Source organism: Anaerostipes amylophilus (assembly GCF_025567365.1).
Classification (GTDB): domain Bacteria; phylum Bacillota; class Clostridia; order Lachnospirales; family Lachnospiraceae; genus Anaerostipes; species Anaerostipes amylophilus.
Genome location: NZ_JAOQJG010000004.1, coordinates 159644 through 182757 on the forward strand (window position 1 = coordinate 159644; position 23114 = coordinate 182757).

The following is a 23114-nucleotide window of genomic DNA, read 5'->3' on the forward strand; positions in this document are numbered from 1 at the left end:
TTGTAAAACTCTTTAATACACGAAAAAAGTGGCAGAAATGTTATTTCTGTCACTTTTTTTATTTATTTTGTGTAAATATATGCCAGAATAAAAATGAGAGTTCTTCACATGATAAATAGAAAGAAGAATCAAAATATTTTGAAAAGAGGAAGAATATGAGAAAGAAGATATTGGCATATATCATTGCAGTATTAACGATCACTACATGTATGATCCAATTAATACCCAGACAAAATAATATATTTAAAATTGCAAGTCAGGGGGAAGGAGAAAGCGGATTCCTTACAAATAATAATCTGAATCAAAAAAAGGTATACTTAACGTTCGATGATGGGCCGTCAGATCATACAGACGAGATTCTTGATATTTTAAAGAAAAATAAGGTAAGGGCAACATTTTTTGTTGTAGGGAAAGAAACGGAACATGCTAAAAAGATGTATCGGAGGATCATTTTAGAAGGACACACACTAGGTATGCATTCATATAGTCATAATTATGATCAGATTTATGCAAGTGTCGGAGCATTTTCTAAAGATTTGATGAAACTTCAGAAATATTTATATGATCTTACGGAAGTAAAGTCGTATATTTATCGTTTTCCAGGAGGCAGCAGTAATCATTGTGCTGGAGACATCAAACCGTATATCCGATATGTGAATCAAAAAGGCATCTTATATTTTGACTGGAATGCATTAAATGAAGATGCGATCAATTTTAATGCCAGTTCTTATGAGTTGAATCAAAAGATATTAAAGGATGTCAGAAGACAAAAGACAAGCATTGTCCTGATGCATGACCTTCATGAGACGAAAAATACAGTAAAAGGATTAGACTCGCTGATCAAAACCTTAAAAAAAGAGGGATATCAGATACTTCCGATCACAAAAAATACAAAGCCCATTCATCATGTCTCCATTGACAAATAATAGGGGATAACGTAGAATATGTTCGGTAATGGATTTATTTTACGTTAGGAGATTGACATGATCATAAAAAGTGTAAATTTAGAAACCGTCTGTGGAATCACAAGTAAATTACCGGACAACACATTGCCGGAAGTAGCATTTGCAGGGAAATCAAATGTAGGAAAATCATCACTGATCAATGCATTGATGAATCGTAAATCCTACGCAAGAATTTCTGCACAGCCAGGAAAGACACAGACGATCAATTATTATAATATTAACGAAGAACTTTATTATGTAGACCTTCCAGGATACGGATTTGCGAAAGTAACACAGTCTGTTAAGGAAAAATGGGGACACATGATCGAGAACTATTTACAGACATCAAAACAGCTTAGAATGGTATTCTTACTGATCGATATCAGACATAAACCATCAAAGAATGATGTCATGATGTATGATTGGATCCTTCACAATGGATACCGTCCAGTGATCATCGCAACAAAGCTTGACAAATTAAAAAGAAGCCAGGTGCCAAAACATCTAAAAGAGATCCGCACAGAGCTTCAGATGGACAAGGAAACACCAATCTTCCCATTCTCAGCCTTATCCAAACAGGGAAGAGATGAAATCTGGGATTTCATTGAAAAAATCGTCCTTGAAAAAGAAGAAACCGAATAATTACTTATCCGGCTCGTCAAATAATAATTTTTCAATTAGCATGGAATAGACATCGGAGTGTTTCTTCTCCCAATGGTCGCATATGTAAACTGCCTGGTCTCTTGAGACGACATTTAAGTTAATCTCAAGGAGCGGGCTTTCTTTTTCGCTGATCTTAAGATTTACCGTGTATTCATCACCTTTCGATGGATAAAAATCTGCTTTTACATTCGCTTCTTTACGCAGTTCGTATTCTTTTTCTTTTAGAAACTGTGCGATATCTTCTTTGATCGAATTCGGAATCTGGTATTCAAACATCTCGATCGCTTCTAAACCCTCATCACTAAGAGCATAATGGCTCATATTACGGATTTGTTTAACTCTGAGCATATTCTCTTCCTCTAGCTCATGAAAAGCTCTCTGAACGGTAAAATAGTTCGTATAGCCTTTATCCAGAATAAATTCAGATATCTGGGAATTACTCAAAGGAAAATCCACTTTCTCAATTAAATATAAAATCATAAGTTTGTAAAGTGTTAATTGTTCTTGTTCCATGGCCATTCTCCTTTGATTTATCGATAAAAGTCACTATGAGAGATTATAACACCACATCATTTTTCTTGCAACTTATGAATGAAAAGCCAAAAATAACAGATAATAACGCTGAGGTGATAAAAATGAATGTGTATATTAAGGTGGAAGAAAGTGTATGCATTGATCATAAAGAAATTAAAATGAAAGATATTATGTCTTTATACTGCACCGATAAAGATATGGAACAACAGATTAAGAATAAGAGTATTTATCATTTTATAGACAGAGGTAATCAGAGAAAATGTTTTTCAGTTCTTAAAGTGATCGAGAAGATCAAAGAAGTAGATAAAACGTTAGATGTGATAAATCTTGGACCGCAGGATTTTATTGTCTATTACAAAAAGAAACAAGATGAATCGAAGATCATGCATTATGGAAAAATCTTATTTGTGATGCTCGTTGCGTTTTTTGGTGCAAGCTTTTCAATCATGACATATAACACAGATGTTGGAATTGAGGAACTTTTTTATAATGTTTATGAAATGATCATGGGAAGTGCTCCAAATGGCCCGAATCTTCTTCATGTTTCATATACGATAGGTTTGGCAATAGGAATCATCATCTTTTTCAATCATGCAGGAAAGATCAAACTAAATGATGATCCGACACCATTCGAAGTGCAGATGCGGCTTTATGAAAGAGATGTAAATGATACATTAATGATTGATGCAGGCCGCAAAGAGGAGGAAGAAGATGTGGATTCGTAGTATACTTTTAATATTTTACGGATTATGTGCAGGAGGACTTATTGCAGCCAGTTTTCTCGCATTTTTAAGTATGCTGGGTGTGATTCCAAGACTTGCAGGCCTTACAAAAAGCATAAAGTATGCAAGAGCGTATGAAAGTTTTGTGGCAGCAGGAGGGATTCTTGGAACATTAGCATTTATCTACAGATGGTCGATAAGGGCTGGATACTGGTTGCTGGCAGCTTATGGAATCTTTGGAGGCATATTTATTGGATGTATGATCGGAGCATTGGCGGAGACGATCAAAAGTCTTCCGATTTTTTCAAGGAGATTAAAACTAAGGTCAGGGATTCCATATGTTATTTATGGAATTGCGCTAGGAAAAATGTTTGGATGCTATATGTATTTTTATATATTCCGTTAAATCAATCTATGAAAGGGTGGTTAAAATGAAAAAAGAACCGGATAAACAAGAATATCAGCAGATCGTAAAAAATCTTACACCAAAACATAACAGTTTATTAAATTGTGCAAAGGCATTTGTGGTTGGAGGTGTGTTTTGTGTTTTGGGTGAAATGATGAAGCAGACAATGATAACATATTTTGGCCTTTCCAAAAAAGATTCTCTGCTTTATGTGACGATTGAACTTGTTTTATTAAGTGTTATCTTAACAGGATTTAATTTATATGGGAAAATTACAAAATTTGGAGGCGCTGGAGGACTTGTACCGATCACAGGATTTGCTAATTCTGTAGCATCGGCAGCAATTGAGTACCAGAAAGAAGGACAGGTGTTTGGTATTGGTGTGAAAATCTTTACGATTGCAGGTCCGGTTATTTTATATGGAATTTTTTCATCATTTCTGGCAGGTCTTATTTATTTGTTTATAAAGCAGTGGGGGTGGTTTTTATGACAATGAGGAAAGGAATCCAAAGTATTGAATTTAGTAAGACACCATATATAAAAGGCTGGGCATCGGTTGCAGGACAGAAAGAAGGAGAAGGGCCATTAGGAAATGCGATCGATCAGATTATAGAAGATCCTTATTTTGGACAGAAAAGCTGGGAGCTTGCTGAAGGACGTTTTATGAAACAGGCCGCTATGCTTGCGATCAGTAAAGCAAGGCTTCACACAAAAGATATCCGGTATGCATTTGCTGGAGATCTTCTGGAACAGAACACAGCGACGTTTTCTGGTATGAAAGAGCTTGAAATCCCCTTGTTTGGTTTATTTGGGGCTTGTTCGACAGTAGGTGAGGCATTATCACTAGCGGCTATGAGTATTGCAGGAGACTTTGCAAAGCATGTACTTGCAGTTGCCTCAAGTCATATTGGAAGTGCGGAAAAACAGTTCCGTTTTCCTTTGGAATATGGGAATCAAAGACCGTTATCTTCAACATGGACAGTCACAGGTTCTGGAGGGTTTGTTGTATCAGATGAGAAGGGATCAGTAAAGATCAAGGGAATCACGACAGGAAAGATTGTAGATTATGGAATGGAAGATCCGATGAATATGGGAGCTTGTATGGCACCGGCTGCAGCGGAAGTGATCTATCAGCATTTTGTGGATTTTAATACAAAGCCAGAAGATTATGATGCGATTTATACAGGAGATCTTGGGGAAGTTGGAAAAAAGATCTTGCTTCATTTACTTCGTGAAAATGGTTATGATCTTTCAGGAGTATATGGAGATTGTGGAATTGAGATTTATGAAAGTGAAGAACAAGATACCCATTCAGGAGGTTCTGGGTGTGCATGCAGCGCAGTTGTGCTGGCAGCAATGATCATAAAGAAGATAACTGACGGAATATGGAAACGTGTATTATTTGTGCCGACAGGAGCATTGATGTCAAAGACAAGTTTTAATGAAGGGGAAAGTGTTGTTGGAATTGCGCATGCAATTGTTTTGGAAGGAGAAAATGAATAATGGAATATATCAGGGCATTTATCACAGGAGGAATCATCTGTATTCTTGTACAGATTCTTATGGATCATACGACACTGCAGCCTGGAAGGATCATGGTAATTTTAGTCATTACAGGAGTTCTTCTTGGAGCGTTGGGAATTTATAAAAAAATCGAAGAATTTGGAGGGTGTGGGGCAACAGTTCCGCTGTCAGGATTTGGGTTCAGTTTGTGGAAAGGAATGAAAGAAGCAATTGATAAACATGGTTTTTTAGGATTGTTTGAAGGAGGCTTTACAGCAGCAGCTGTGGGAACATCTGCTGCATTGATTTTTTCATATCTTGCATCATTGATCTTTCAACCGAAGATAAAAAAATAAAAAACAGGGAATTCTTCTTTGAGGAATTCCCTGTTTTTTATTTTTTTGTTAATGCATTGTGCAGGAATTAGATTGATATTTTTTTGGAAGCAGGAATTTTGTATCTGCTGTTTTTCCGTGACTTCCATTTTTTCGGACGATATAAACTTTCTTGATACGTTCGGATTTAGGACATTTTTTATTGGCAAGTTTATCTGTTTTCTTGCAGATTTCAACAGCTACATGAGTATCACAAGTTTGTTTTGGAACAGTGCCTTTTTCAAAATATTCAGTGATGATACAATTACCGCGAGGGTCGTGGTCGCAGACTCCTTTGATGGCAAGTTTTCCAGACTCTTTACAAATCTTTGCCTTGACAATATTTGATGGTTTTGAGAAATTCTTAGTTTTCTCGGATTTTGTCTGTATGATCTGATTCATGATCTTTGCCCATAGTTTCTTATGTGTGTTTTCGGAATTGAAATTTGTATTGTTGTCGTATCCCATCCATATAGAAGCTGTGTGGTAAGGTGTATAACCGCTGAACCAGTAATCGTAATTGTTAGAGGTTGTACCAGTTTTTCCTGCGACAGCCATAGGAGAAGACAGTTTTGCGTCTTTACCAGTTCCTTTGGCAATGACATCCTTCATGGCATCGGTAAGCAGAAAAGCGGTGCTTGATTTCATAATCCGTTTCTTCGTTGGTTTGTTAGAAAGCAGGACATTTCCATTTTGATCGACAACCTTTGTATATAAAACAGGTTTATTATACATACCGCCATTGGCAATAGAAGCATAGGCAGCAGTTAATTCCATATTCGTGACACCATATGTCAGACCGCCAAGGGCTAATGACTGTGTGATATCCGTATATACGTTACCGTTAGATGTAAACTCATTGGAAACAAGTGTTGAAAAACCAAGTTTTGTAAGGTAAGCAAAAGATGTCTTTGGTGTTACATCAGAAATAGTTTTTGCTGCGACAATATTCATTGATTGGGTGATCGCTTCACGGATCGTTGAATAACCTTTGTAACCTTTGTAATAATTATGCACCGGACGATTGGAATCGTTATAGTTGTATGGAGCGTCATCATAAACTGTTCCAAGTGTCATATGATTTTTATCAAGGGCTGGTAAAAATGCAGACAAAATCTTAAATGTTGATCCAGGCTGTCTGGTTGAAGTAGTAGCACGGTTTAGTGAAAGATCTGAAGTCTTCAGATCGCGTCCTCCAACTAAAGCTTCTACAGAACCATTTGACTGATTCATGATCGTTAAAGAAATTTGTGGCTGGATCGTTGTCTGTGAAGTCTCATCGATGATCATTGCACCTTTATCTTTTATATAATGTTTATATTTAGCGAGAGTTTCTTTTGCATCGGAAGCATTCTGGAAAACCAGGCTGTTTCCTAGTTTATGGGTCTTCATGTAATGAAGCAGATTATGTTCGGTGTAAGTATTTGTCTCTCCGGAAGCTGCACGCACCATGAAAGAGCAGGTTAAAGCTACTTTTGTGGCTTTAGGATAGTTTGCTGGGCTGCTAGTGATACTGTCCGCGATATTTTGAATTGCAGTATCTTGTGTAGAATATATTTTTAATCCGCCACTGTAGATTGCACTGTAAGCTTTTGTCTCATCATACCCGAGTTTGCTTTTTAAGTCTTTTACAACTTGAAGGATTAGTGCATCTTCAAAATAAGAATTCGTGTTTTTCTTTGTTGTAGATGCAGCAGCATTTTTTTTAATTCTTGTGTATACATCATCACGAAGTGCTTCTCTATATTGAGATTTTGTGATATAATGTTGATCTAACATATTTTGTAAAACAAGTAATCTTCTGGAAGCATTGCTTTCCGGATGAGTAATTGGATTTAAACGTGTAGGATTTTTTGTGATTCCTGCCAGAACCGCACATTCTGAAAGTGTCAGATCAGAGACATCTTTGTTAAAATATTTCTGAGATGCTGTCTGAACACCAAGAGTTCCTTCTCCAAGATTGATCGCATTCAAATATTCTTCCAATATATATTTCTTGGAAGCAATTTTCTCAAGTTCTAGTGCAAGAGACTGTTCTTTGATCTTACGTTCCAGACGTTCCATCATAGTTTTTTCAGGTTGGATTCCCAACAGATTATTCTTGATCAACTGCTGTGTGATCGTACTTCCCCCTTGGCTTAATGATTGGTTACGAATACCAAGGAAGGTAGCTCGAATGATCCCGTACAAATCAATACCATTATGGCTGTAAAACCGTTCATCCTCAATGGCAATAAATGCATGCTGGAGATCTTTGGGGATGGATGACAGAGGAGTATAAATTCTGTTAGAATCATGGTTTGATAAAGTTTTGATTGTCTGACCTTTATTATCATAGATCGTTGTGATATAGCCCTTGGAATGTACGGAATTTTTGGTGATCTGTGGAGTTGTCTTAAGGATACCACGAACAAATCCCACACCAAGGCCAAGACCGGCAACGATCAGGATAATGGAAACAATAAAAGCATATTTAAAAAGAAAGAGAGAAACACTGGAATTCTTCCGTACTTTATCAGAAGAAAGAACTTTTCTCTGCTTCTCAATATTTTGTTTGGTGTATTTCATAATAAACCTCCTGATAAGCATTATACCAAATAAGAAAGTTCAAGTAAACCGGCCATGTAACATGCAAACAGAAGAATAATTAATAAGTGAGGAAATTATTATGAGTAACAAGTACAAGAAAAAATTTATGGGGAAACAGGTGTTTTATGATGACAAAGCCAGGGAAAATGTAGTATCCTACTATTTAATGGAAGATCCAGTACATCAGATATATGGAGTGGCACTGAAAAAAAGTCAGGAAGATGCAGGATTGATCGAATGGGACAGTATACCGAAGATTACAGATTCAGCGGAAGTGATCGGACATATGATCAATAGTCTGATAAAATATAAAGTAACACCAATTTCATTAGCAGAATCATTAGATGAGATCATGATCAGGGAGGAAGAAAATGAGCAGTCAGAGATATAAGATTTTATATAAGGAAGGGGAAGCAGAGATTTCAGAGAAGAAATCAAGATTTATCGCACATATTGCACCAGCACAGACAGAAGAAGAAGCACAGGCTTTTGTAGAAAAGATAAAGAAACAATACTGGGATGCCAGACATAACTGCTGGGCATATAGCATTGGAGAAAAACAGCCGGCATTAAGATGCAGCGATGATGGAGAACCAAGCGGAACAGCAGGAAAACCAATGTTAGAAGTATTGACAGGGCAAGAACTGCACAATGTAGTAGCAGTAGTCACAAGGTACTTTGGAGGCACTCTGCTTGGAACAGGAGGCCTGATTCGTGCATATACAAAGAGCACACAAGAAGGAATCAAAGCAAGCACCATAATTGAAAAATGTCTTGGTCAGAAAATGAGTTTAACATGTGACTATACAACATCAGGAAAGATACAGTATCTGACAGCAACAGATCATATTCCGGTGCTGGATACCATATATACAGATAACGTAACTTTTGAAATGATCAGCCCAGTGGAAGATGTTGAAATGATGGAAAAGAAATTTATGGAAGCATCCATGGGAAAGGGAGTTCTTGAAAAAGGAGAAGAAAGTTATTATGCTGAAATTGATGGGGAGATAAAATTTAATTTGTAATTAGCCAACTGTAGATTTCGAGTATATGATAAAAAATCTTTCATCTTCCGTTAACGAATATAAAACTTATCAGCAAATACCGTTTAACATACACACTATGTAGTGATTTGAATAGCGTTCCGTTGTATAAGTCAGAAAGAAGATAAGAAGAAATATTTATAAGAAAAAAAAGGATGACAACATGAGCACTTTTTGAATGCGTTGTGTCATCCTTTTTTTCTTATAAATATTTCTTCTTATCTTCTTTCTGACTCATACATGCAACACTACCTGCAAATCAGAATTTACTGATCAAGCCGGTTTACTGCACTGATTAATGCTAATACAGAAGCCGTAATAATATCTTCATGAATACCAGCTCCCCAAGTAATTGTTCCATTAGGTTCCTGAACACCAACATAAGCACAAGCTTGTGAATTAGAACCAACATTTAAAGCGTGTTCCTGATAAGTAATGATAGAATAATGCATATCACTGTGTCTCTGTAATGCATTACTTACAGCATCCAGACGGCCATTTCCTTTACCATGGTAAAGTTTAGGAACACCAGATTTATCCAAGGAGATTTCTGTTTCGATTCCACCATCTTTTTGTACGAAATGTACTTCTTTTAATTTGCAAGGATCATCGATGTTTACATAAACTTCTTTAAATACCTTTAAGATATCTCGAGGAACTAATTCCTGATGACGTTTGTCGGACACATCTTTGATTGTGTAGCCAACATCTTCACGCATCTTTCCAGGAATATGGAATCCAAAGTTTTCTTCTAGTACATAGCTGATGCCACCTTTACCGGACTGGCTGTTGATACGGATAACATCACTTTCGTATTCGCGTCCAACGTCGTGCGGATCGATTGGAAGGTATGGAATATTCCAGTGATCTGGATGTTTTTCTTCTCTCCAATGCATACCTTTGGCGATGGCATCCTGATGAGATCCAGAGAATGCGGCGAATACCAGCTGACCTGTATATGGCTGGCGTTCGTAAACAGACATTCTTGTTAATCTTTCATAGGCTTTTGTAAGTTCTGGTAAGTTGGAAAAGTCCAGTTTTGGATCAACACCATGTGTATACATATTTAATGCAAGAGTGATAACATCAACGTTACCTGTACGTTCTCCATTTCCAAATAAAGTACCTTCGACACGATCAGCACCTGCAAGTAGGGCAAGTTCGGTGTCTGCAACACCACATCCGCGGTCATTATGTGGATGAAGAGATAATACAACATTTTCACGATACTTCATATGTTTGCTCATATATTCAATCTGACTTGCGTATACGTGTGGCAGAGAAAGCTGTACAGTAACGGGAAGGTTGATGATAACTTTCCAGTCTGGACGAGGTTGCCATACGTCAAGAACTGCATTACATACATCTAATGCATAGTCGATTTCAGTACCAGTAAAACTTTCAGGAGAATATTCAAATAAGAAATTACCTTCTGTTTCATCTGCCAGACGTTTTAATAATTTGGCTCCGTCAGTAGCAATCTTCATGATTTCTTCTTTAGATTTCTTAAATACCTGCTCGCGCTGCGCAACGGAAGTAGAGTTATATACATGAACGATTGCTTTTTTAGCACCTTTCAAGGCTGCAAAAGTTTTTTTGATAATATGTTCTCTGGCTTGTGTTAAAACCTGAATTGTAACATCATCAGGAATCAGGTCATTTTCGATCAATGTACGAAGAAATGTATATTCTGTTTCAGATGCAGCAGGGAAACCAACTTCAATTTCTTTGAAACCAACTTTAACTAAGTATTTAAAGAATTCAACCTTTTCATCAAGACTCATTGGAATGATCAGTGCCTGGTTTCCATCACGAAGGTCAACACTACACCATGTAGGTGCCTTAGTGATATATTCCTTCTTTGTCCATTCAAGGGATGTTTCAGGTGGCATAAAATATTGTCTTTCATATTTGTTTGGGTTCATCATTGCTGTGAAGCTCCTTTCAAAATTAATAATTGTTGTAGGCATGTGTTTTCAGTATATATAGATGAATCGCGGTAAAAATACATGATAGAAAGATGAAATAATCTTCTATAACATAAAAAAAGCTCCGAATCTGATCCTTATAAGGATAGAGACGAAGAAACTTCCGCGGTACCACTCTAATTCACGTTATTAAAAAACGTGCACTTTTTACTGATACGGGTTATAAAACCGATATCTCTCCATTATAACGGTTGGACTCCGGCAATACCTACTATAAGTTCAGCATGCTACTCAAAGGCGAGTTCAAATATCATCAACAATTGCTTCACACCATCCAGCAACTCTCTGAATGTCTCAAATATTCTACTATTCCTTATCATTGTATTTAAATCATTTACAATAATGACAATCTAACATAAAATTAAGAAAGTGTCAACTGTAAAAGTGTAAAATGTGAGTGTAACTATTTTTATAAAGACCTCTTTTATGGAAAAGAAAATTATGATAAAGTAAAACAGATTAATGGAGGAGAGAAACATGCGATTTTTTGAATATTTAAAAAAACAGGAACCTTCTAAAGAAAATGAAGAAGCAAGAAAACGGATTTACAAATTGCATCAATTAGAAGGAAGTCTTACTTATATTGAACGAATGGAACAAATAGAAGAAGGAAAAGGTTCCATGGAGGTTGAATTTGTCAGAGGAGAACTGAGGGAAGGAATGGCACTTTGTTTTTATGATAATCAGGGAAAAGAATCTGGGAGAGGAGAGATTCTCGAGATTTATATAGGAAAGGGAGAGGATAAAGGAAGATTTTCTGAACAAGGAAATAAAGGAAAAATCGTATTTGAGTATTGGCAACCTGTGACAGAGCGATTTTGGAATAGTCAGTACCTAAAAGAATTGACTCTGGGAAAATAAAAAAAATTAAAAAATTTTAAAAAAAGTGTTGACAGATGTCGTAATGCTATGATAATATAAACGAGCTGTCGCATTGATGGGGTATCGCCAAGTGGTAAGGCACAGGATTCTGACTCCTGCACCGCTGGTTCGAGTCCAGCTACCCCAGTTTAAGGGTGTGTAGCTCAGGTGGTAGAGCACTTGACTTTTAATCAAGTTGTCCGGGGTTCGAATCCCCGCACGCTCACTATATTTTTTAAATAAGATTTAAAAAATATAAAAAAGTTCTTGACAAAGAACGACAGCTGATATATAATAAAATAGTTGTTACGCTGATGGGGTATCGCCAAGTGGTAAGGCACAGGATTCTGACTCCTGCACCGCTGGTTCGAGTCCAGCTACCCCAGTTAAGGGTGTGTAGCTCAGGTGGTAGAGCACTTGACTTTTAATCAAGTTGTCCGGGGTTCGAATCCCCGCACGCTCAGTAGATAAGCATGATTTAAGAATTAACTTAGATCATGTTTTTTTATTTTGCAGGAAAGTTTGATGAAATTCCCTATGAAATAAATGATTAATGATAAAGAAAAACTGGCATTAAAATGGATGCCAGTTTTTCTTTATTTTTTGATGTAAGGCGCGATTGCTTCTGTAATTTCGTCAATTTCATCATTTCCGTGTACAGTTAATGTCAAAGGTTGTGTCAGATCAAGGCTGAAGATTCCCATGATAGATTTTGCATTGACGATATATCTTCCAGAGGACAGATCAATCTCAGATGTAAAATGTGCGATCATGTTTGCAAAAGCATTCACTTCTGCAATGGAATCAAGTGAAATTGTAAAATTTGTTTCCACGTTGAAACCTCCTTATGATATTTGATTTCTTTTATCCTACAATTTTTTGAATCGAAAGTCAAATTCGATAGATTAGAGAAAAAAAGTATGGTAAAATAAAAAACAATGGAGGACATGAAATGACGGAAAAACAAAAAATGCTGATGGGAATCATATACAATGCAGAAGAAACTTCTTTGATTGAAGAGAGGAATCGTGCAAAATCCCTGACAAAACAATATAATGAAAGCCGCCAGGAAGATAGGGACTATAGAAAATATTTAATGGGACAGATTTTCGGGAAATTAGGTCAGAATGTTCATTTAGAAGCACCATTTTATCTGGATTATGGATATCGAACAACGATCGGAGATGATTTTTTTTCAAACTTCAATCTGACGATTCTTGATGGAGGTGGCGTCGAGATTGGTAATCGTGTTTTTATAGGGCCGAATGTTGGAATTTATACGGTCAATCATCCAACGGATGCCAGAAGACGTGAAAAAGGATATGAATGGGCACTTCCAGTAAAGATTGGGAATAAAGTCTGGATTGGAGGTGGAGTAACGATTCTTCCAGGTGTGACGATTGGAGATAATACAGTCATAGCAGCAGGAAGTGTCGTGACACAAGATGTTCCAGCTAATGTTGTGGCAGCAGGGAATCCTTGTAAAGTAATCAAAGAAGCAGAAAAAGGAGACAGGTATGGGATTATTGACAAGAAAGACGGAGAGTAATCCGTTGGGCAAGAATATTGATCAATTATTAGATGAGATGAATCATGAGAAAGAAGAAGCCAAAGAAGGAACGTATGAAGATTCTTTGAAGAAGATAGAAGAACGGATCAAAGAACTAGGGATTCTTGATAGTGAAAATGATGAATAAATAGAGAGACACAGATATCATGTATAGATATCTGTGTTTTTGTTTGATAGGAAATTTTGGTGAAATCCTTCTAGAAAGATAAAAATCATAGAAAAAAGTATTTTCAATTCCTTTATTGTTAACTTTAATAATAAAACGGTTGACAATCTAAAGTTAACAATCTATAATAACAATAAAATCAGAAAAATGATAAAAAAGAGGAGAACTTATTATGAGACAACAGACGATGAAAATTCAGGATCTTACATTGATCGCGTTAATGGCAGCTTTAACTTGTATTTTGGGACCAATGTCAATCACACTGCCATTTACACCAGTGCCAATTTCATTTACCAATCTGGTAATTTATTTTTCAATTATGGTCATTGGAATGAAACGTGGAACGATCAGTTATCTTGTATACTTATTGATCGGAGCTGTAGGGCTTCCAGTGTTCTCTGGTTTTAGTGGAGGACTTGCCAAACTTGCAGGACCAACAGGAGGATATCTGGTTGGATTTATCTTTTTAGCACTGATCAGTGGATTTTTTGCAGAAAAATTTTCTGATAACGTTATAATGACAGCAATCGGTATGGTTCTTGGAACTGCAGTAACTTATGCGTTTGGAACAATCTGGCTTTGCGCACAGATGCATTTAACATTTGTCCAGGGATTATATGCAGGTGTCATTCCATATCTTCCAGGGGATGCAGCAAAGATCGTAGTTGCGATCATTGTAGGAAGTGCAGTAAAGAAAGCAGTTGTGAAAGCAAGGGTTTTACCAGAATAAGATACAGAAATAATTTGTATGAAAAACAAGAATTGGTTGACATTTTGTATGAAAAAGCATAAACTATTCGTAGTTAAATGCAATGAACAGAATTAGTACAGACGAATTGGAACTGTCAGAGAGAAGCTGTCACCGGCTGAAAGCAGCTTTTAGGGAAGATGTCTGGAATGCATCTGGGAGCAGACAAGATGAATCAAGTAGTTTTGTACGTCGCCGGCGTTAACGGATTTAAGTGAAAACATTCTGCCTAAGTGATATCATTCAGGGATATGATCAGAAGGACAGAAGTTTTTAAAAGAGTGGAACCGCGGATATACTTCGTCTCTTTGTTAGGAGACGGAGTTTTTTTGTTTTTGAAAGTTCAATAATAATTTGAAAGTTCAATAAAATAAAAAATCCCGTAAATTACATACTATATATTGGAGGTTTTAGAAGCTATGATGGGTTTTCGAGAATTTGCGAAAAGCCAATATGATACGATCAAACTAAGAGACCCTGCATTAAGGGAAGAAAAAGAAGTTTTTTTGTATCCTTATGTGAAGGCGTTGTATTGGCATCGAGTTGCACACGAATTATATAAGAAGGGAGAGTTTTATAAAGCCAGAAAGATCTCACAGAAATGGGCGAGAAAGACTGGAATTGAGATTCACCCGGGTGCACAGATCGGAGAAGGATTCTTTATTGACCACGGGCATGGAGTGGTTATTGGAGAGACAACGATCATTGGAAATAATGTAACATTATATCAGGGGGTTACACTAGGCGGAACCGGAAATGAGACTGGAAAGCGTCATCCAACGATCGAAGATAACGTTATGATCAGTTCAGGGGCAAAAGTTTTGGGTTCTATTACCATTGGAAAGAACTCAAAGATCGGTGCAGGAAGCGTTGTTGTATCTGATGTACCGCCAAACTCAACAGTTGTCGGAGTTCCAGGAAAGGTAGTTAAACAGGATGGAGAGAGAGTAAACCGCATTCAGAGTCTGGTACTTGACCAGATCGACCTTCCAAACCCTGTTGATATGGATATCGAGAAACTTGCAAGAGAAAATGCTGAATTACGACAGGCATTAGAGACATTTATTATACATTATCAAAATTCAGAGGCGCTTAGAAAGGAAAAAGAGAAAAAATGAAAATTTACAATACACTGACAAGACAGAAAGAAGAATTTGTGCCAGTACATCCAGGAAAAGTTGGAATGTATGTATGTGGACCAACAGTTTACAATTATATTCATATTGGAAATGCAAGACCAATGATCATTTTTGATACAGTCCGCCGCTATTTTGAATATAAAGGATATGAAGTAAACTACGTTTCAAACTTTACAGATGTCGATGATAAGATCATCAAGAAGGCAAATGAAGAAGGTGTGACAGCGACAGAGATTGCAGAAAGATATATCAAAGAATGCAAGCAGGATATGGAAGCTTTGAATATCAAACCTGCAACACATCAGCCAAGAGCAACAGAAGAAATCGGTGGTATGATCAAGATGATACAGACACTGATCGAAAAAGGGCATGCTTATGAAGTTGATGGAACTGTTTACTTTAAGACAAGATCCTTTAAAGATTATGGAAAACTTTCCAAGAAAAATATCGATGATCTGGAAGCAGGACATCGTGAGATCAAGGTAACAGGAGAAGAAGGAAAGAAAGATCCGCTTGATTTCGTATTATGGAAACCAAAGAAAGAAGGAGAGATCGCATGGGATTCTCCATGGGGAGAAGGAAGACCAGGATGGCATATCGAGTGTTCTGAGATGTCCAAAAAATACATCGGAGATACGATCGATATCCATGCAGGTGGAGAAGACTTAATCTTCCCTCATCATGAAAATGAGATCGCACAGAGTGAAGCATGCAACGAAGAGAAGTTTGCAAATTACTGGATGCATAATGGATTTTTAAATATTAATAATAAGAAGATGTCCAAATCTGCAGGAAACTTCTTTACAGTTCGTGAGATCGGAGAAAAATACCCATTACAGGTAATCCGCTTCTTCATGTTAAGTGCACATTACAGAACACCATTAAATTTCAGTGATACATTAGTAGAAAGTGCCAAGACAGGATTAGACCGTATTTTAACAGCGATCGATCTGTGCAGAGAGATGGCAGCGAAAGAAGAAACAGGAACTCTTAGCGATGCAGAAAAGGAACATTTTGCAAATGTAGAAGCACTTGTAAAGAAATTTGAAGATGCGATGGAAGATGACTTTAACACAGCAGATGCGGTTTCCGCTATTTTTGAGATTGTTCGTGAGTCAAATTCAACAGTCAAAGATTTCAGCGCAGACTATGCAAAGAAAGTCTTAAAAGTCTTAGAAGATCTTTGCGGAGTCCTTGGAATTGAGACAACAAAAGAAGAAGAGATCTTAGACGAAGAAATCGAAAAACTGATCGAAGAACGTCAGGCAGCAAGAAAGAACAAAGATTTTGCAAGAGCAGATGAGATCAGAGATCAGTTATTAGAACAGGGTATCGTATTAAAAGATACAAGAGAAGGTGTAAAATGGAGCAGAGCTTAATTAACAAGATCAAAGAAGGATTGTCACTCGATGGGTTAGATCCAAAAAGTTACTCTCCATTATCCCTTGCCTACATCGGAGATGCAATCTATGAGATTGTGATCCGTACGATCGTTATGTCTGCTGGGAATATGAGCGTGAATAAATATCACAAAAAATCAAGCAGCATGGTAAAAGCTTCTGCACAAAAGGAAGTATTCGAAAAGATTGAACCATTTTTGACAGAAGAAGAGATGGCAGTTTACAAACGTGGAAGAAATTCCAAATCAGGATCTGTTGCAAAGAATGCATCTATGATGGATTATAGAAAGGCAACAGGGGTGGAAGCATTGATGGGCTATTTATATCTGTCAGGAGATATGGACCGTATCATCGAACTGATCGGGATCGGTTTTGATTTAAATAAGAAAGAAGAAACAGGAGAAGAACATGAATCATAAAGAAGATCTGATCGCAGGCCGCAACGCCGTGATCGAGGCTTTGAGAGCAAAGAAACCAATCGATAAGATTTTTGTACTGGATGGATGTCAGGATGGACCAATCCGTACGATCGTAAGAGAAGCAAAGAAAACAGACGCGATTCTTAAATTTGTAGACAAAGAGCGTCTAAACCAGTTGACAAATGAGCATCATCAGGGTGTTGTAGCAATTGTAGCAGCATATGAATATGGAACAATAGATGACCTATTTAAGAGAGCAGAAGAAAAGGGAGAAGATCCTTTCTTTATCTTACTTGATGGAATTGAAGATCCACATAATCTTGGTGCGATTATTCGTACAGCAAATCTTGCAGGAGCGCACGGAGTGATCATTCCAAAACATCGTGCTGTTGGAATCACACCAACTGTAGCAAAGACGTCAGCAGGAGCGATCAATTATACTCCGGTAGTGAAAGTTACAAATATTGGAAAAACAATGGATGAGTTAAAAGAACGCGGTATGTGGTTTGCATGTGCAGATATGGATGGAGAAGTGATCTATCGACAGAATCTGACAGGATCCATCGGTCTTGTGATTGGAAACGAAGGAAGCGGTGTTAGTCGACTTGTAAAAGAAAAATGTGACTTTATTTCATCAATTCCGATGAAAGGAGATATTGATTCTCTGAATGCATCAGTAGCAGCCGGAGTTCTGGCATTTGAAGTTGTAAGACAACGACTGGGAAAATAATAATGAATGAATTAAGAACAATTTCCGATGAGGAATTGCTAAGACAGATCCATGGCGGCAGTGATGACGCCATGGAATGTCTGTTGGAAAGATATCGGGATATGGTAAGAAAAGAGGCAAGAAAATTTTTCCTTGCAGGCGGTGACGAAGAAGATCTGATTCAAGAAGGCATGATCGGGCTTTTTAAGGCGATAACATCTTATCAGGAAGGGAAAAGTACTTCATTTTCGACATTTGCATATTTGTGTGTGCATAGACAGATCTATACAACGATCACAGCATTTAATAGAAAAAAACATATTCCATTAAATACGTCAATTTCTTTGTTTGAATATAAAGATCAGGGGGACGAATTTGCACTTGATGAGATCTTGGAGAATCCTGATGAGACACCAGAGGAAAGACTGCTTCGAAAAGAAGAAATTAAAGATTATTATCAAAAGATCAATCAGAAATTAAGTGAATTTGAAAAACAGGTTATGTATTATTATCTGAATGGGGATAATTATACGGTGATCGCAAAGAAGCTTGGGAGAACTGATAAATCAATTGATAATGCGATTCAAAGAATTCGCAAAAAGATTAAAAGTGATGAAAGAAAATAGTTAATACAATGAAAAATGGCTTAAAACATAAGTTTTAAGCCAATCTTGTATAAGCTGCTGACGGGAGTTGAACCCGTGACCTCCTCACTACCAATGAGGTGCGCTACCTCCTGTGCCACAGCAGCAGAACCGATTAATAATTTATCATGAAAATGAAACACTGTCAATAGAATTCATAAAATAAAGGGAAAATCAGATGATAAAGTGGTATAAGGGAAAAAAGAGATGGATCAGTATGATTTTGTGTCTTATCATTTGTATGCAGACAACGATAAAGATACAGGCAGCTACGCCAGGATATTTTGATAATCCGCAGACGATTTATAACGAATTTAAAGGAAAAATCGTGGATATATCATATGAGAAACAATATGCATTTTTGAAAAAGAAAATGAACGTGTATGAGAGTTCTTCTGGAACTAAAAAGATTGCATCTGCACCGAAGTATTCGGGAATCATCATTGTAAGCAAGACATCTAATTATCTGCAGGTTATTTATGAGAAAAAGAAAGGATATGGTATCGGTTGGATTGAAAAAAGCAAATACCATAAAGAGGCGATTGCTTATAATGGAAATGAAAAACAGTTAATTGGCAATGGAAAGTATTGGATAGAAAACAAAGAAACAAAAGAAGGTATAGAAATCAATCTTACATTTTTGGGAAATCAGCAGTATAAAATTCAGACAGAAAATCAATATATCAAGGAGCAGAAGACAAATTGGAAGTTGATCAGAGAATATGACCATTTATATATAAAAAATATGAAGGAAGACAAATATCTTTCTGTAGACCAGAATGGAAACCTTGTGTTAGTGAAACAGGGAAATATAAAAAATAACTTTCAAAAAACAGACAAAGAAGCCGGAAATAAAACTATGCAATGGAAGTTTATTCGCCTTCAGAATAAAAACGTAACGCCATATAGAAATTTTATGCAGTTTGATCCAGCGTGGGCAAGAAAAAATTATGGAGATGTTTCAGATTACAGTGGAAAAATGGCAGCAGCTGGATGCGGAGTTGTAGCGATCACCAATGCGGTTTATGCATTAAATGGACAGTTTGTGGATCCTATGCTATTTGCAGATTTTGCTGTGAAAAAACATTACAGGATCATAGGTTCTGGAACACAGGATGGAGTTTTTAAAGGTGCAGCAAAAGAATTTGGAGAGGCCTATGGATTTTCTTATGTGAAAACAAGTTATAGTCTCTCTGAAGTCAGAAATTATCTGCAAAAAGGATATGTTGCGATTTCACATGTGCCAGGACACTATGTGACGATTGCAGATTTTAATCCAAAAACGAAGAAATATCTAGTGCTAGATTCACATCCGATCAAAAGCAGACCTACAAGTTCTTTTGGAAACTGGTTTAAAAGAGAAAGAGTACAAAGAGGGGGACTTACTTCATCAGCATATTATATTTATGGAACAAGAGTCCAGACAAGAGGGATTGAACGTGTGAAAAATATAAAGTTCCAAAAAGAGTTATTTAACTTTATGATGTTATTAAGATGAGAATATGATATAATGAAAAAGTATAAAGATTAAATAAATGAAAGGAGAGTATGATCCTATGAGGAGAATGAAACAATTACTAGCAGCAGGACTTATGATGTCTGTGCTTGCTACAATGAGTGGGGGGACTTTAGTATCTGCAGCCACGCCAAAAGCAATAGAAACAAATAAGATCGCAAAAACAGCAAACAGCAAAGATACAGCTCAAAAAATAATGGAACAGTATAAAAAAATAGAAGGAATTGACAGCGAAAAGACAATTCTAGGTGCTGATTTTACACATTACCAACAAAATGTCGGATGGGATAAGGTTTGGAAAGATTACAAAGGAAATGCCGTTAACAATCTATTTGCATATATAAAAACACAGGGAATCAATACAATTTCTGTTAAGATCGCAGTGAATCCAAGTGGAGACGATGAATATTTATCACTGGAGAATGCAAAGAAAACATTAAAAGAGGCAAAAAAGGCAGGATTAAGAACAAATGCAGTGCTACTTTATTCAGATAAACTGACATATGCCAATACACAGGATCTTCCAAGCAGCTGGAAAGCAGATGATGCGAGAGAGGAAGCAGCTGCTTATACCATATCCACATTAAAAGAGTTAGAAGATAAGGATGCACTTCCAGATATTGTGACAGTTGGAAACGAAGTAAATTATAATTTCCTTGGAATCGGCGGTAATGATGGGTTTGTGCAGATGGGAAAGATCACACAAGAGATTAAGAAAGATTATAAAGATATAAAAACAGCTGTAAGTATTTCAATGCCGAATGATCCATCAGATATTAAATGGGTACAAAACCAGTTAAATGGAGATTGGAATAATATTTCATACGATTATCTTGGTGTGAATGTATATCCAGATGAGAATACCAATACGAATATTGAAAAATTACGTAAAGAATTCGAAAATAATCAGGCAGATGCAGGAGTGAATAAAGATGCACAACTGATTGTTTCAAATGTGAAATATCCAAGAAATGATGATGAAGCGAAAACAAGTGTGTATACACAGACAAAGAATATCTATGATCTGCTGACAGCTACGATTGATGACAAGAATAAAGGTGGAATCATCTATGATGAGGGAGAAGTTGTTGATGGTTGGAATTCATTTTTTGATAATGGACAGGCAGCAATGTCTCTTTCAATTTTTGCATATGCACAAGGAAAAGGAGACGATACAAATGTAAGTGTTGATCCATGGATCTATGGAGGAGAATCTGGATTAAAGGATCAGAAAGTTACGATCAAAAAAGTCACAGGTATGTCAGAAAATGCAATGAGAGGAATGGATATCTCATCATATGAGGCACTAAAGAATGCAGGTGTCAAATACTATGATAATGATGGAAATGAAGAATCTTTATTGAAGGTTTTGCATGACAATGGAGTGAATTATATAAGAATCCGTATTTGGAATGACCCATTTAATAAGGATGGCGAAACTTATGGCGGCGGTGGAAATGATGTCAAAACCGGACTTAAGATTGCCAAAGAAGCAACAAAATACGATATGAAGATTTTATTAGATTTCCATTATTCTGATTTTTGGACAGATCCATCTGTGCAGTTACTTCCAAAAGCATGGAAAGCCGACGAGAATGATGAGACAAAGATGTGCGATAACATTTATCAGTTTACAAAAGAAACAATTCAGAAGTTTAAAGAAGCAGGTGCAGATGTTGGAATGGCACAGGTTGGAAATGAATTGACGAATGGTGGTTTTGGAATTTATTTAAACAGAGATGCTGGAAAAACATACGATGCAGTATGGGGAGATAAAAAGAAATCAACAAAGATCAATACATATTTGAAAGCTGGAATTAAGGCAGTAAGAGAAACTTTGCCTGAAAGTTTAGTAGCATTACATCTCGAAACACCAAATGTTAAAAAATATCAGGATATTATGAATACATGGAAGCGTGATAAGGTAGATTATGATGTGTTAGGATCTTCCTATTATCCATTCTGGTCAACTTGGGCAAAAGCAAATACACCAGAAACTTTATCTAAAGTCCAGGATTTAGCTGCATCTTATGGTAAACTATTTGCAGTATTGGAAACAGGCTGGGCAAATAGTTTAAAAGATGCAGATGGAACAGGAAACACGATTGGAGAGAGTGCCAATACAAGTGCTTATTCTGTGAGTCCACAAGGACAGGTAGATGAATTGACAGACCTTTATAAAACAGTGATGTCAAAAGGAAATGGTTTAGGTGCATTTTATTGGGAAGGTGCATGGATTCCTGTAAGAGCAGGACAGACCTATTGGAAATATAACAAAGAGCAGGCAGACAAATATGGAACAGGCTGGGCATCTGCTGGTGCGAAAGATTACTTTGTAGCACAGAAACTCTATTATAATGGACAGCCGGCATGGGGTGGCTGCAGCTGGGATAATATAACGTTGTTTGATTTTAACGGACATCCGCTTCAATCACTTAGATTTTACAAAGATTCTGTATCCAAAGGTGCAGAACAGATCGTAGCAATTAACATTTGTGATAAAAACGGAAAACAGATTGCTGTAACACAGTATGTAAAAGTTGAAGTAGGTAAGACAAAAACAGTTACATTGCCGAAAGTTGCAGGATATGCACCAGATAAAGATTCTTATAAGCTGACAATAAAAGGAACAAAAGAAGGAATTGCACAGCAGAAAGTCACATACAAGAAATTACCACAAGGTGTTGCGATCAATTACAATTACCGTGTGAAAGTTACAAGCAAGAAATACAAAGTTTATAGTAATTTTAGCTGGAAAAAAACCAAAGTAAATCCATACAAAAAAACGTATGTAGCTAAATATAAATATTCACATCAGAATGGATCTACATATTTAGAATTATATACAAAGGCAGGAAAATTTATCGGATATATCAATCAGAAAGCTGTAAAACGTTTAGGATATGCCACACAGCCAGAACAAGGTAAAGCATATAAATATGGAAAACGTGTAAAGATTACAAAGAAAAATTATAAATTATATAAGAACTTTTCATGGAAGACATCAAAGACAAAAGTTTATAAGAAAACATATACAGCAAAATATAGATATAAACATGAAAATGGATATAAGTATTTATCTTTATATACAAAATCAGGAAAGTTTGTTGGATATATCAATTCGAAAGCAGCAAAAATTATAAAATAACAAAGTGAAAAAAATAGAATCCTGT

Annotated in this window: 24 protein-coding genes, 5 tRNA genes and 2 other annotated features; of the genes, 24 read left to right on the top strand and 5 right to left on the bottom strand. The window is 36.5% G+C overall.

Annotated features, from left to right (window positions below; translation table 11 throughout):
* The first annotated feature begins 155 nt into the window (after positions 1-155).
* Positions 156-926, top strand: coding sequence for a polysaccharide deacetylase family protein (locus OCV53_RS07155; protein WP_055197382.1), 771 nt, complete (start codon positions 156-158; stop codon positions 924-926).
* A 57-nt stretch (positions 927-983) separates the two neighbouring features.
* The gene (gene yihA / locus OCV53_RS07160) at positions 984-1586 is read left to right on the top strand and encodes a ribosome biogenesis GTP-binding protein YihA/YsxC (RefSeq protein WP_022375702.1); all 603 of its coding nucleotides are present in this window, start codon (positions 984-986) and stop codon (positions 1584-1586) included.
* Here the strand turns inward: yihA and OCV53_RS07165 are convergent, their stop codons facing one another.
* A complete protein-coding gene (locus tag OCV53_RS07165; RefSeq protein WP_022375703.1) occupies positions 1587-2120 on the bottom strand; it encodes a DUF4364 family protein in 534 nt (177 codons plus the stop codon). It abuts the gene before it with no gap.
* A 122-nt stretch (positions 2121-2242) separates the two neighbouring features.
* Between OCV53_RS07165 and OCV53_RS07170 the strand changes: the two genes are divergently transcribed.
* Genes OCV53_RS07170 through spoVAE form a run of 5 tightly spaced genes read left to right on the top strand, consistent with a single transcriptional unit; the run spans position 2243 to position 5128 of the window.
* Positions 2243-2866 carry a stage V sporulation protein AA gene (locus OCV53_RS07170; protein WP_022375704.1) on the top strand — a complete coding sequence of 208 codons (624 nt, stop codon included), beginning with the start codon at positions 2243-2245 and terminating at the stop codon, positions 2864-2866.
* Entirely contained in the window at positions 2853-3269 is a 417-nt protein-coding gene (locus tag OCV53_RS07175; protein ID WP_022375705.1) for a stage V sporulation protein AB, read from the top strand. Before OCV53_RS07170 ends, OCV53_RS07175 begins: the two co-directional genes overlap by 14 nt.
* Positions 3270-3294: 25 nt before the next feature.
* Positions 3295-3759: a stage V sporulation protein AC gene (spoVAC, locus tag OCV53_RS07180; protein ID WP_022375706.1), complete on the top strand. Its 465-nt coding sequence runs from the start codon at positions 3295-3297 to the stop codon at positions 3757-3759.
* Positions 3756-4772, top strand: coding sequence for a stage V sporulation protein AD (spoVAD, locus tag OCV53_RS07185; RefSeq protein WP_022375707.1), 1017 nt, complete (start codon positions 3756-3758; stop codon positions 4770-4772). The genes spoVAC and spoVAD overlap by 4 nt, the downstream gene beginning before the upstream one ends.
* Entirely contained in the window at positions 4772-5128 is a 357-nt protein-coding gene (spoVAE, locus tag OCV53_RS07190; RefSeq protein WP_022375708.1) for a stage V sporulation protein AE, read from the top strand. Before spoVAD ends, spoVAE begins: the two co-directional genes overlap by 1 nt.
* A 48-nt stretch (positions 5129-5176) precedes the next feature.
* Here spoVAE and OCV53_RS07195 read toward each other — a convergent pair whose 3' ends face one another.
* Complete coding sequence (locus tag OCV53_RS07195; RefSeq protein WP_055197384.1) at positions 5177-7714, bottom strand: transglycosylase domain-containing protein; 2538 nt, start codon at positions 7712-7714, stop codon at positions 5177-5179.
* 100 nt (positions 7715-7814) lie between these two features.
* Here OCV53_RS07195 and OCV53_RS07200 point away from each other — a divergent pair, with 100 nt between their 5' ends.
* Positions 7815-8126: a DUF6514 family protein gene (locus OCV53_RS07200; protein ID WP_055197386.1), complete on the top strand. Its 312-nt coding sequence runs from the start codon at positions 7815-7817 to the stop codon at positions 8124-8126.
* Positions 8107-8763: a YigZ family protein gene (locus tag OCV53_RS07205; RefSeq protein ID WP_055197389.1), complete on the top strand. Its 657-nt coding sequence runs from the start codon at positions 8107-8109 to the stop codon at positions 8761-8763. Before OCV53_RS07200 ends, OCV53_RS07205 begins: the two co-directional genes overlap by 20 nt.
* A gap of 284 nt (positions 8764-9047) precedes the next feature.
* Here the strand turns inward: OCV53_RS07205 and OCV53_RS07210 are convergent, their stop codons facing one another.
* Entirely contained in the window at positions 9048-10709 is a 1662-nt protein-coding gene (locus OCV53_RS07210) for a 2-isopropylmalate synthase (protein ID WP_055197391.1), read from the bottom strand.
* Between the two features lie 144 nt (positions 10710-10853).
* Positions 10854-11098: a binding site (T-box leader), on the bottom strand.
* A 148-nt stretch (positions 11099-11246) separates the two neighbouring features.
* Between OCV53_RS07210 and OCV53_RS07215 the strand changes: the two genes are divergently transcribed.
* The 5 genes from OCV53_RS07215 to OCV53_RS07235 all read left to right on the top strand — a co-directional run bounded on the left by OCV53_RS07215 (position 11247) and on the right by OCV53_RS07235 (position 12093).
* The gene (locus OCV53_RS07215) at positions 11247-11630 is read left to right on the top strand and encodes a hypothetical protein (RefSeq protein ID WP_022375713.1); all 384 of its coding nucleotides are present in this window, start codon (positions 11247-11249) and stop codon (positions 11628-11630) included.
* Positions 11631-11707: 77 nt separating this feature from the next.
* Positions 11708-11778, top strand: a tRNA-Gln gene (locus OCV53_RS07220).
* A 5-nt stretch (positions 11779-11783) separates the two neighbouring features.
* Positions 11784-11856: transfer RNA gene (locus tag OCV53_RS07225), tRNA-Lys, on the top strand.
* Between the two features lie 89 nt (positions 11857-11945).
* Positions 11946-12016 (top strand) — tRNA-Gln (locus OCV53_RS07230).
* 4 nt (positions 12017-12020) lie between these two features.
* Positions 12021-12093 (top strand) — tRNA-Lys (locus OCV53_RS07235).
* A 133-nt stretch (positions 12094-12226) separates the two neighbouring features.
* Here the strand turns inward: OCV53_RS07235 and OCV53_RS07240 are convergent.
* Entirely contained in the window at positions 12227-12463 is a 237-nt protein-coding gene (locus OCV53_RS07240) for an HPr family phosphocarrier protein (protein WP_081020062.1), read from the bottom strand.
* Positions 12464-12582: 119 nt separating this feature from the next.
* On the opposite strand from OCV53_RS07240, the gene OCV53_RS07245 reads away from it, so the two are divergent.
* The 8 genes from OCV53_RS07245 to OCV53_RS07280 all read left to right on the top strand — a co-directional run bounded on the left by OCV53_RS07245 (position 12583) and on the right by OCV53_RS07280 (position 18407).
* Positions 12583-13179 carry a sugar O-acetyltransferase gene (locus OCV53_RS07245; protein ID WP_055197393.1) on the top strand — a complete coding sequence of 199 codons (597 nt, stop codon included), beginning with the start codon at positions 12583-12585 and terminating at the stop codon, positions 13177-13179.
* Positions 13148-13327 carry a hypothetical protein gene (locus OCV53_RS07250; RefSeq protein ID WP_022375395.1) on the top strand — a complete coding sequence of 60 codons (180 nt, stop codon included), beginning with the start codon at positions 13148-13150 and terminating at the stop codon, positions 13325-13327. Before OCV53_RS07245 ends, OCV53_RS07250 begins: the two co-directional genes overlap by 32 nt.
* 211 nt (positions 13328-13538) lie before the next feature.
* Positions 13539-14096, top strand: a complete 558-nt coding sequence (locus OCV53_RS07255) for a biotin transporter BioY (RefSeq protein WP_055197395.1) — start codon at positions 13539-13541, stop codon at positions 14094-14096.
* A 73-nt stretch (positions 14097-14169) separates the two neighbouring features.
* Positions 14170-14425, top strand: a binding site (T-box leader).
* Positions 14426-14536: 111 nt separating this feature from the next.
* Entirely contained in the window at positions 14537-15232 is a 696-nt protein-coding gene (gene epsC, locus OCV53_RS07260) for a serine O-acetyltransferase EpsC (RefSeq protein ID WP_055197529.1), read from the top strand.
* Positions 15229-16632, top strand: coding sequence for a cysteine--tRNA ligase (cysS, locus tag OCV53_RS07265; RefSeq protein ID WP_055197397.1), 1404 nt, complete (start codon positions 15229-15231; stop codon positions 16630-16632). Before epsC ends, cysS begins: the two co-directional genes overlap by 4 nt.
* The gene (locus OCV53_RS07270) at positions 16617-17072 is read left to right on the top strand and encodes a Mini-ribonuclease 3 (RefSeq protein WP_055197399.1); all 456 of its coding nucleotides are present in this window, start codon (positions 16617-16619) and stop codon (positions 17070-17072) included. Before cysS ends, OCV53_RS07270 begins: the two co-directional genes overlap by 16 nt.
* Positions 17062-17802, top strand: a complete 741-nt coding sequence (gene rlmB / locus OCV53_RS07275) for a 23S rRNA (guanosine(2251)-2'-O)-methyltransferase RlmB (protein WP_022375390.1) — start codon at positions 17062-17064, stop codon at positions 17800-17802. Before OCV53_RS07270 ends, rlmB begins: the two co-directional genes overlap by 11 nt.
* A 2-nt stretch (positions 17803-17804) precedes the next feature.
* Entirely contained in the window at positions 17805-18407 is a 603-nt protein-coding gene (locus OCV53_RS07280; RefSeq protein ID WP_055197401.1) for a sigma-70 family RNA polymerase sigma factor, read from the top strand.
* A gap of 52 nt (positions 18408-18459) precedes the next feature.
* Here OCV53_RS07280 and OCV53_RS07285 read toward each other — a convergent pair.
* Positions 18460-18532, bottom strand: a tRNA-Thr gene (locus OCV53_RS07285).
* A gap of 71 nt (positions 18533-18603) precedes the next feature.
* On the opposite strand from OCV53_RS07285, the gene OCV53_RS07290 reads away from it, so the two are divergent.
* Positions 18604-19923 carry a C39 family peptidase gene (locus OCV53_RS07290; protein ID WP_242852141.1) on the top strand — a complete coding sequence of 440 codons (1320 nt, stop codon included), beginning with the start codon at positions 18604-18606 and terminating at the stop codon, positions 19921-19923.
* A gap of 67 nt (positions 19924-19990) precedes the next feature.
* Positions 19991-23089, top strand: coding sequence for a glycosyl hydrolase 53 family protein (locus OCV53_RS07295; protein ID WP_262568708.1), 3099 nt, complete (start codon positions 19991-19993; stop codon positions 23087-23089).
* The last annotated feature ends 25 nt before the right edge of the window (positions 23090-23114 follow it).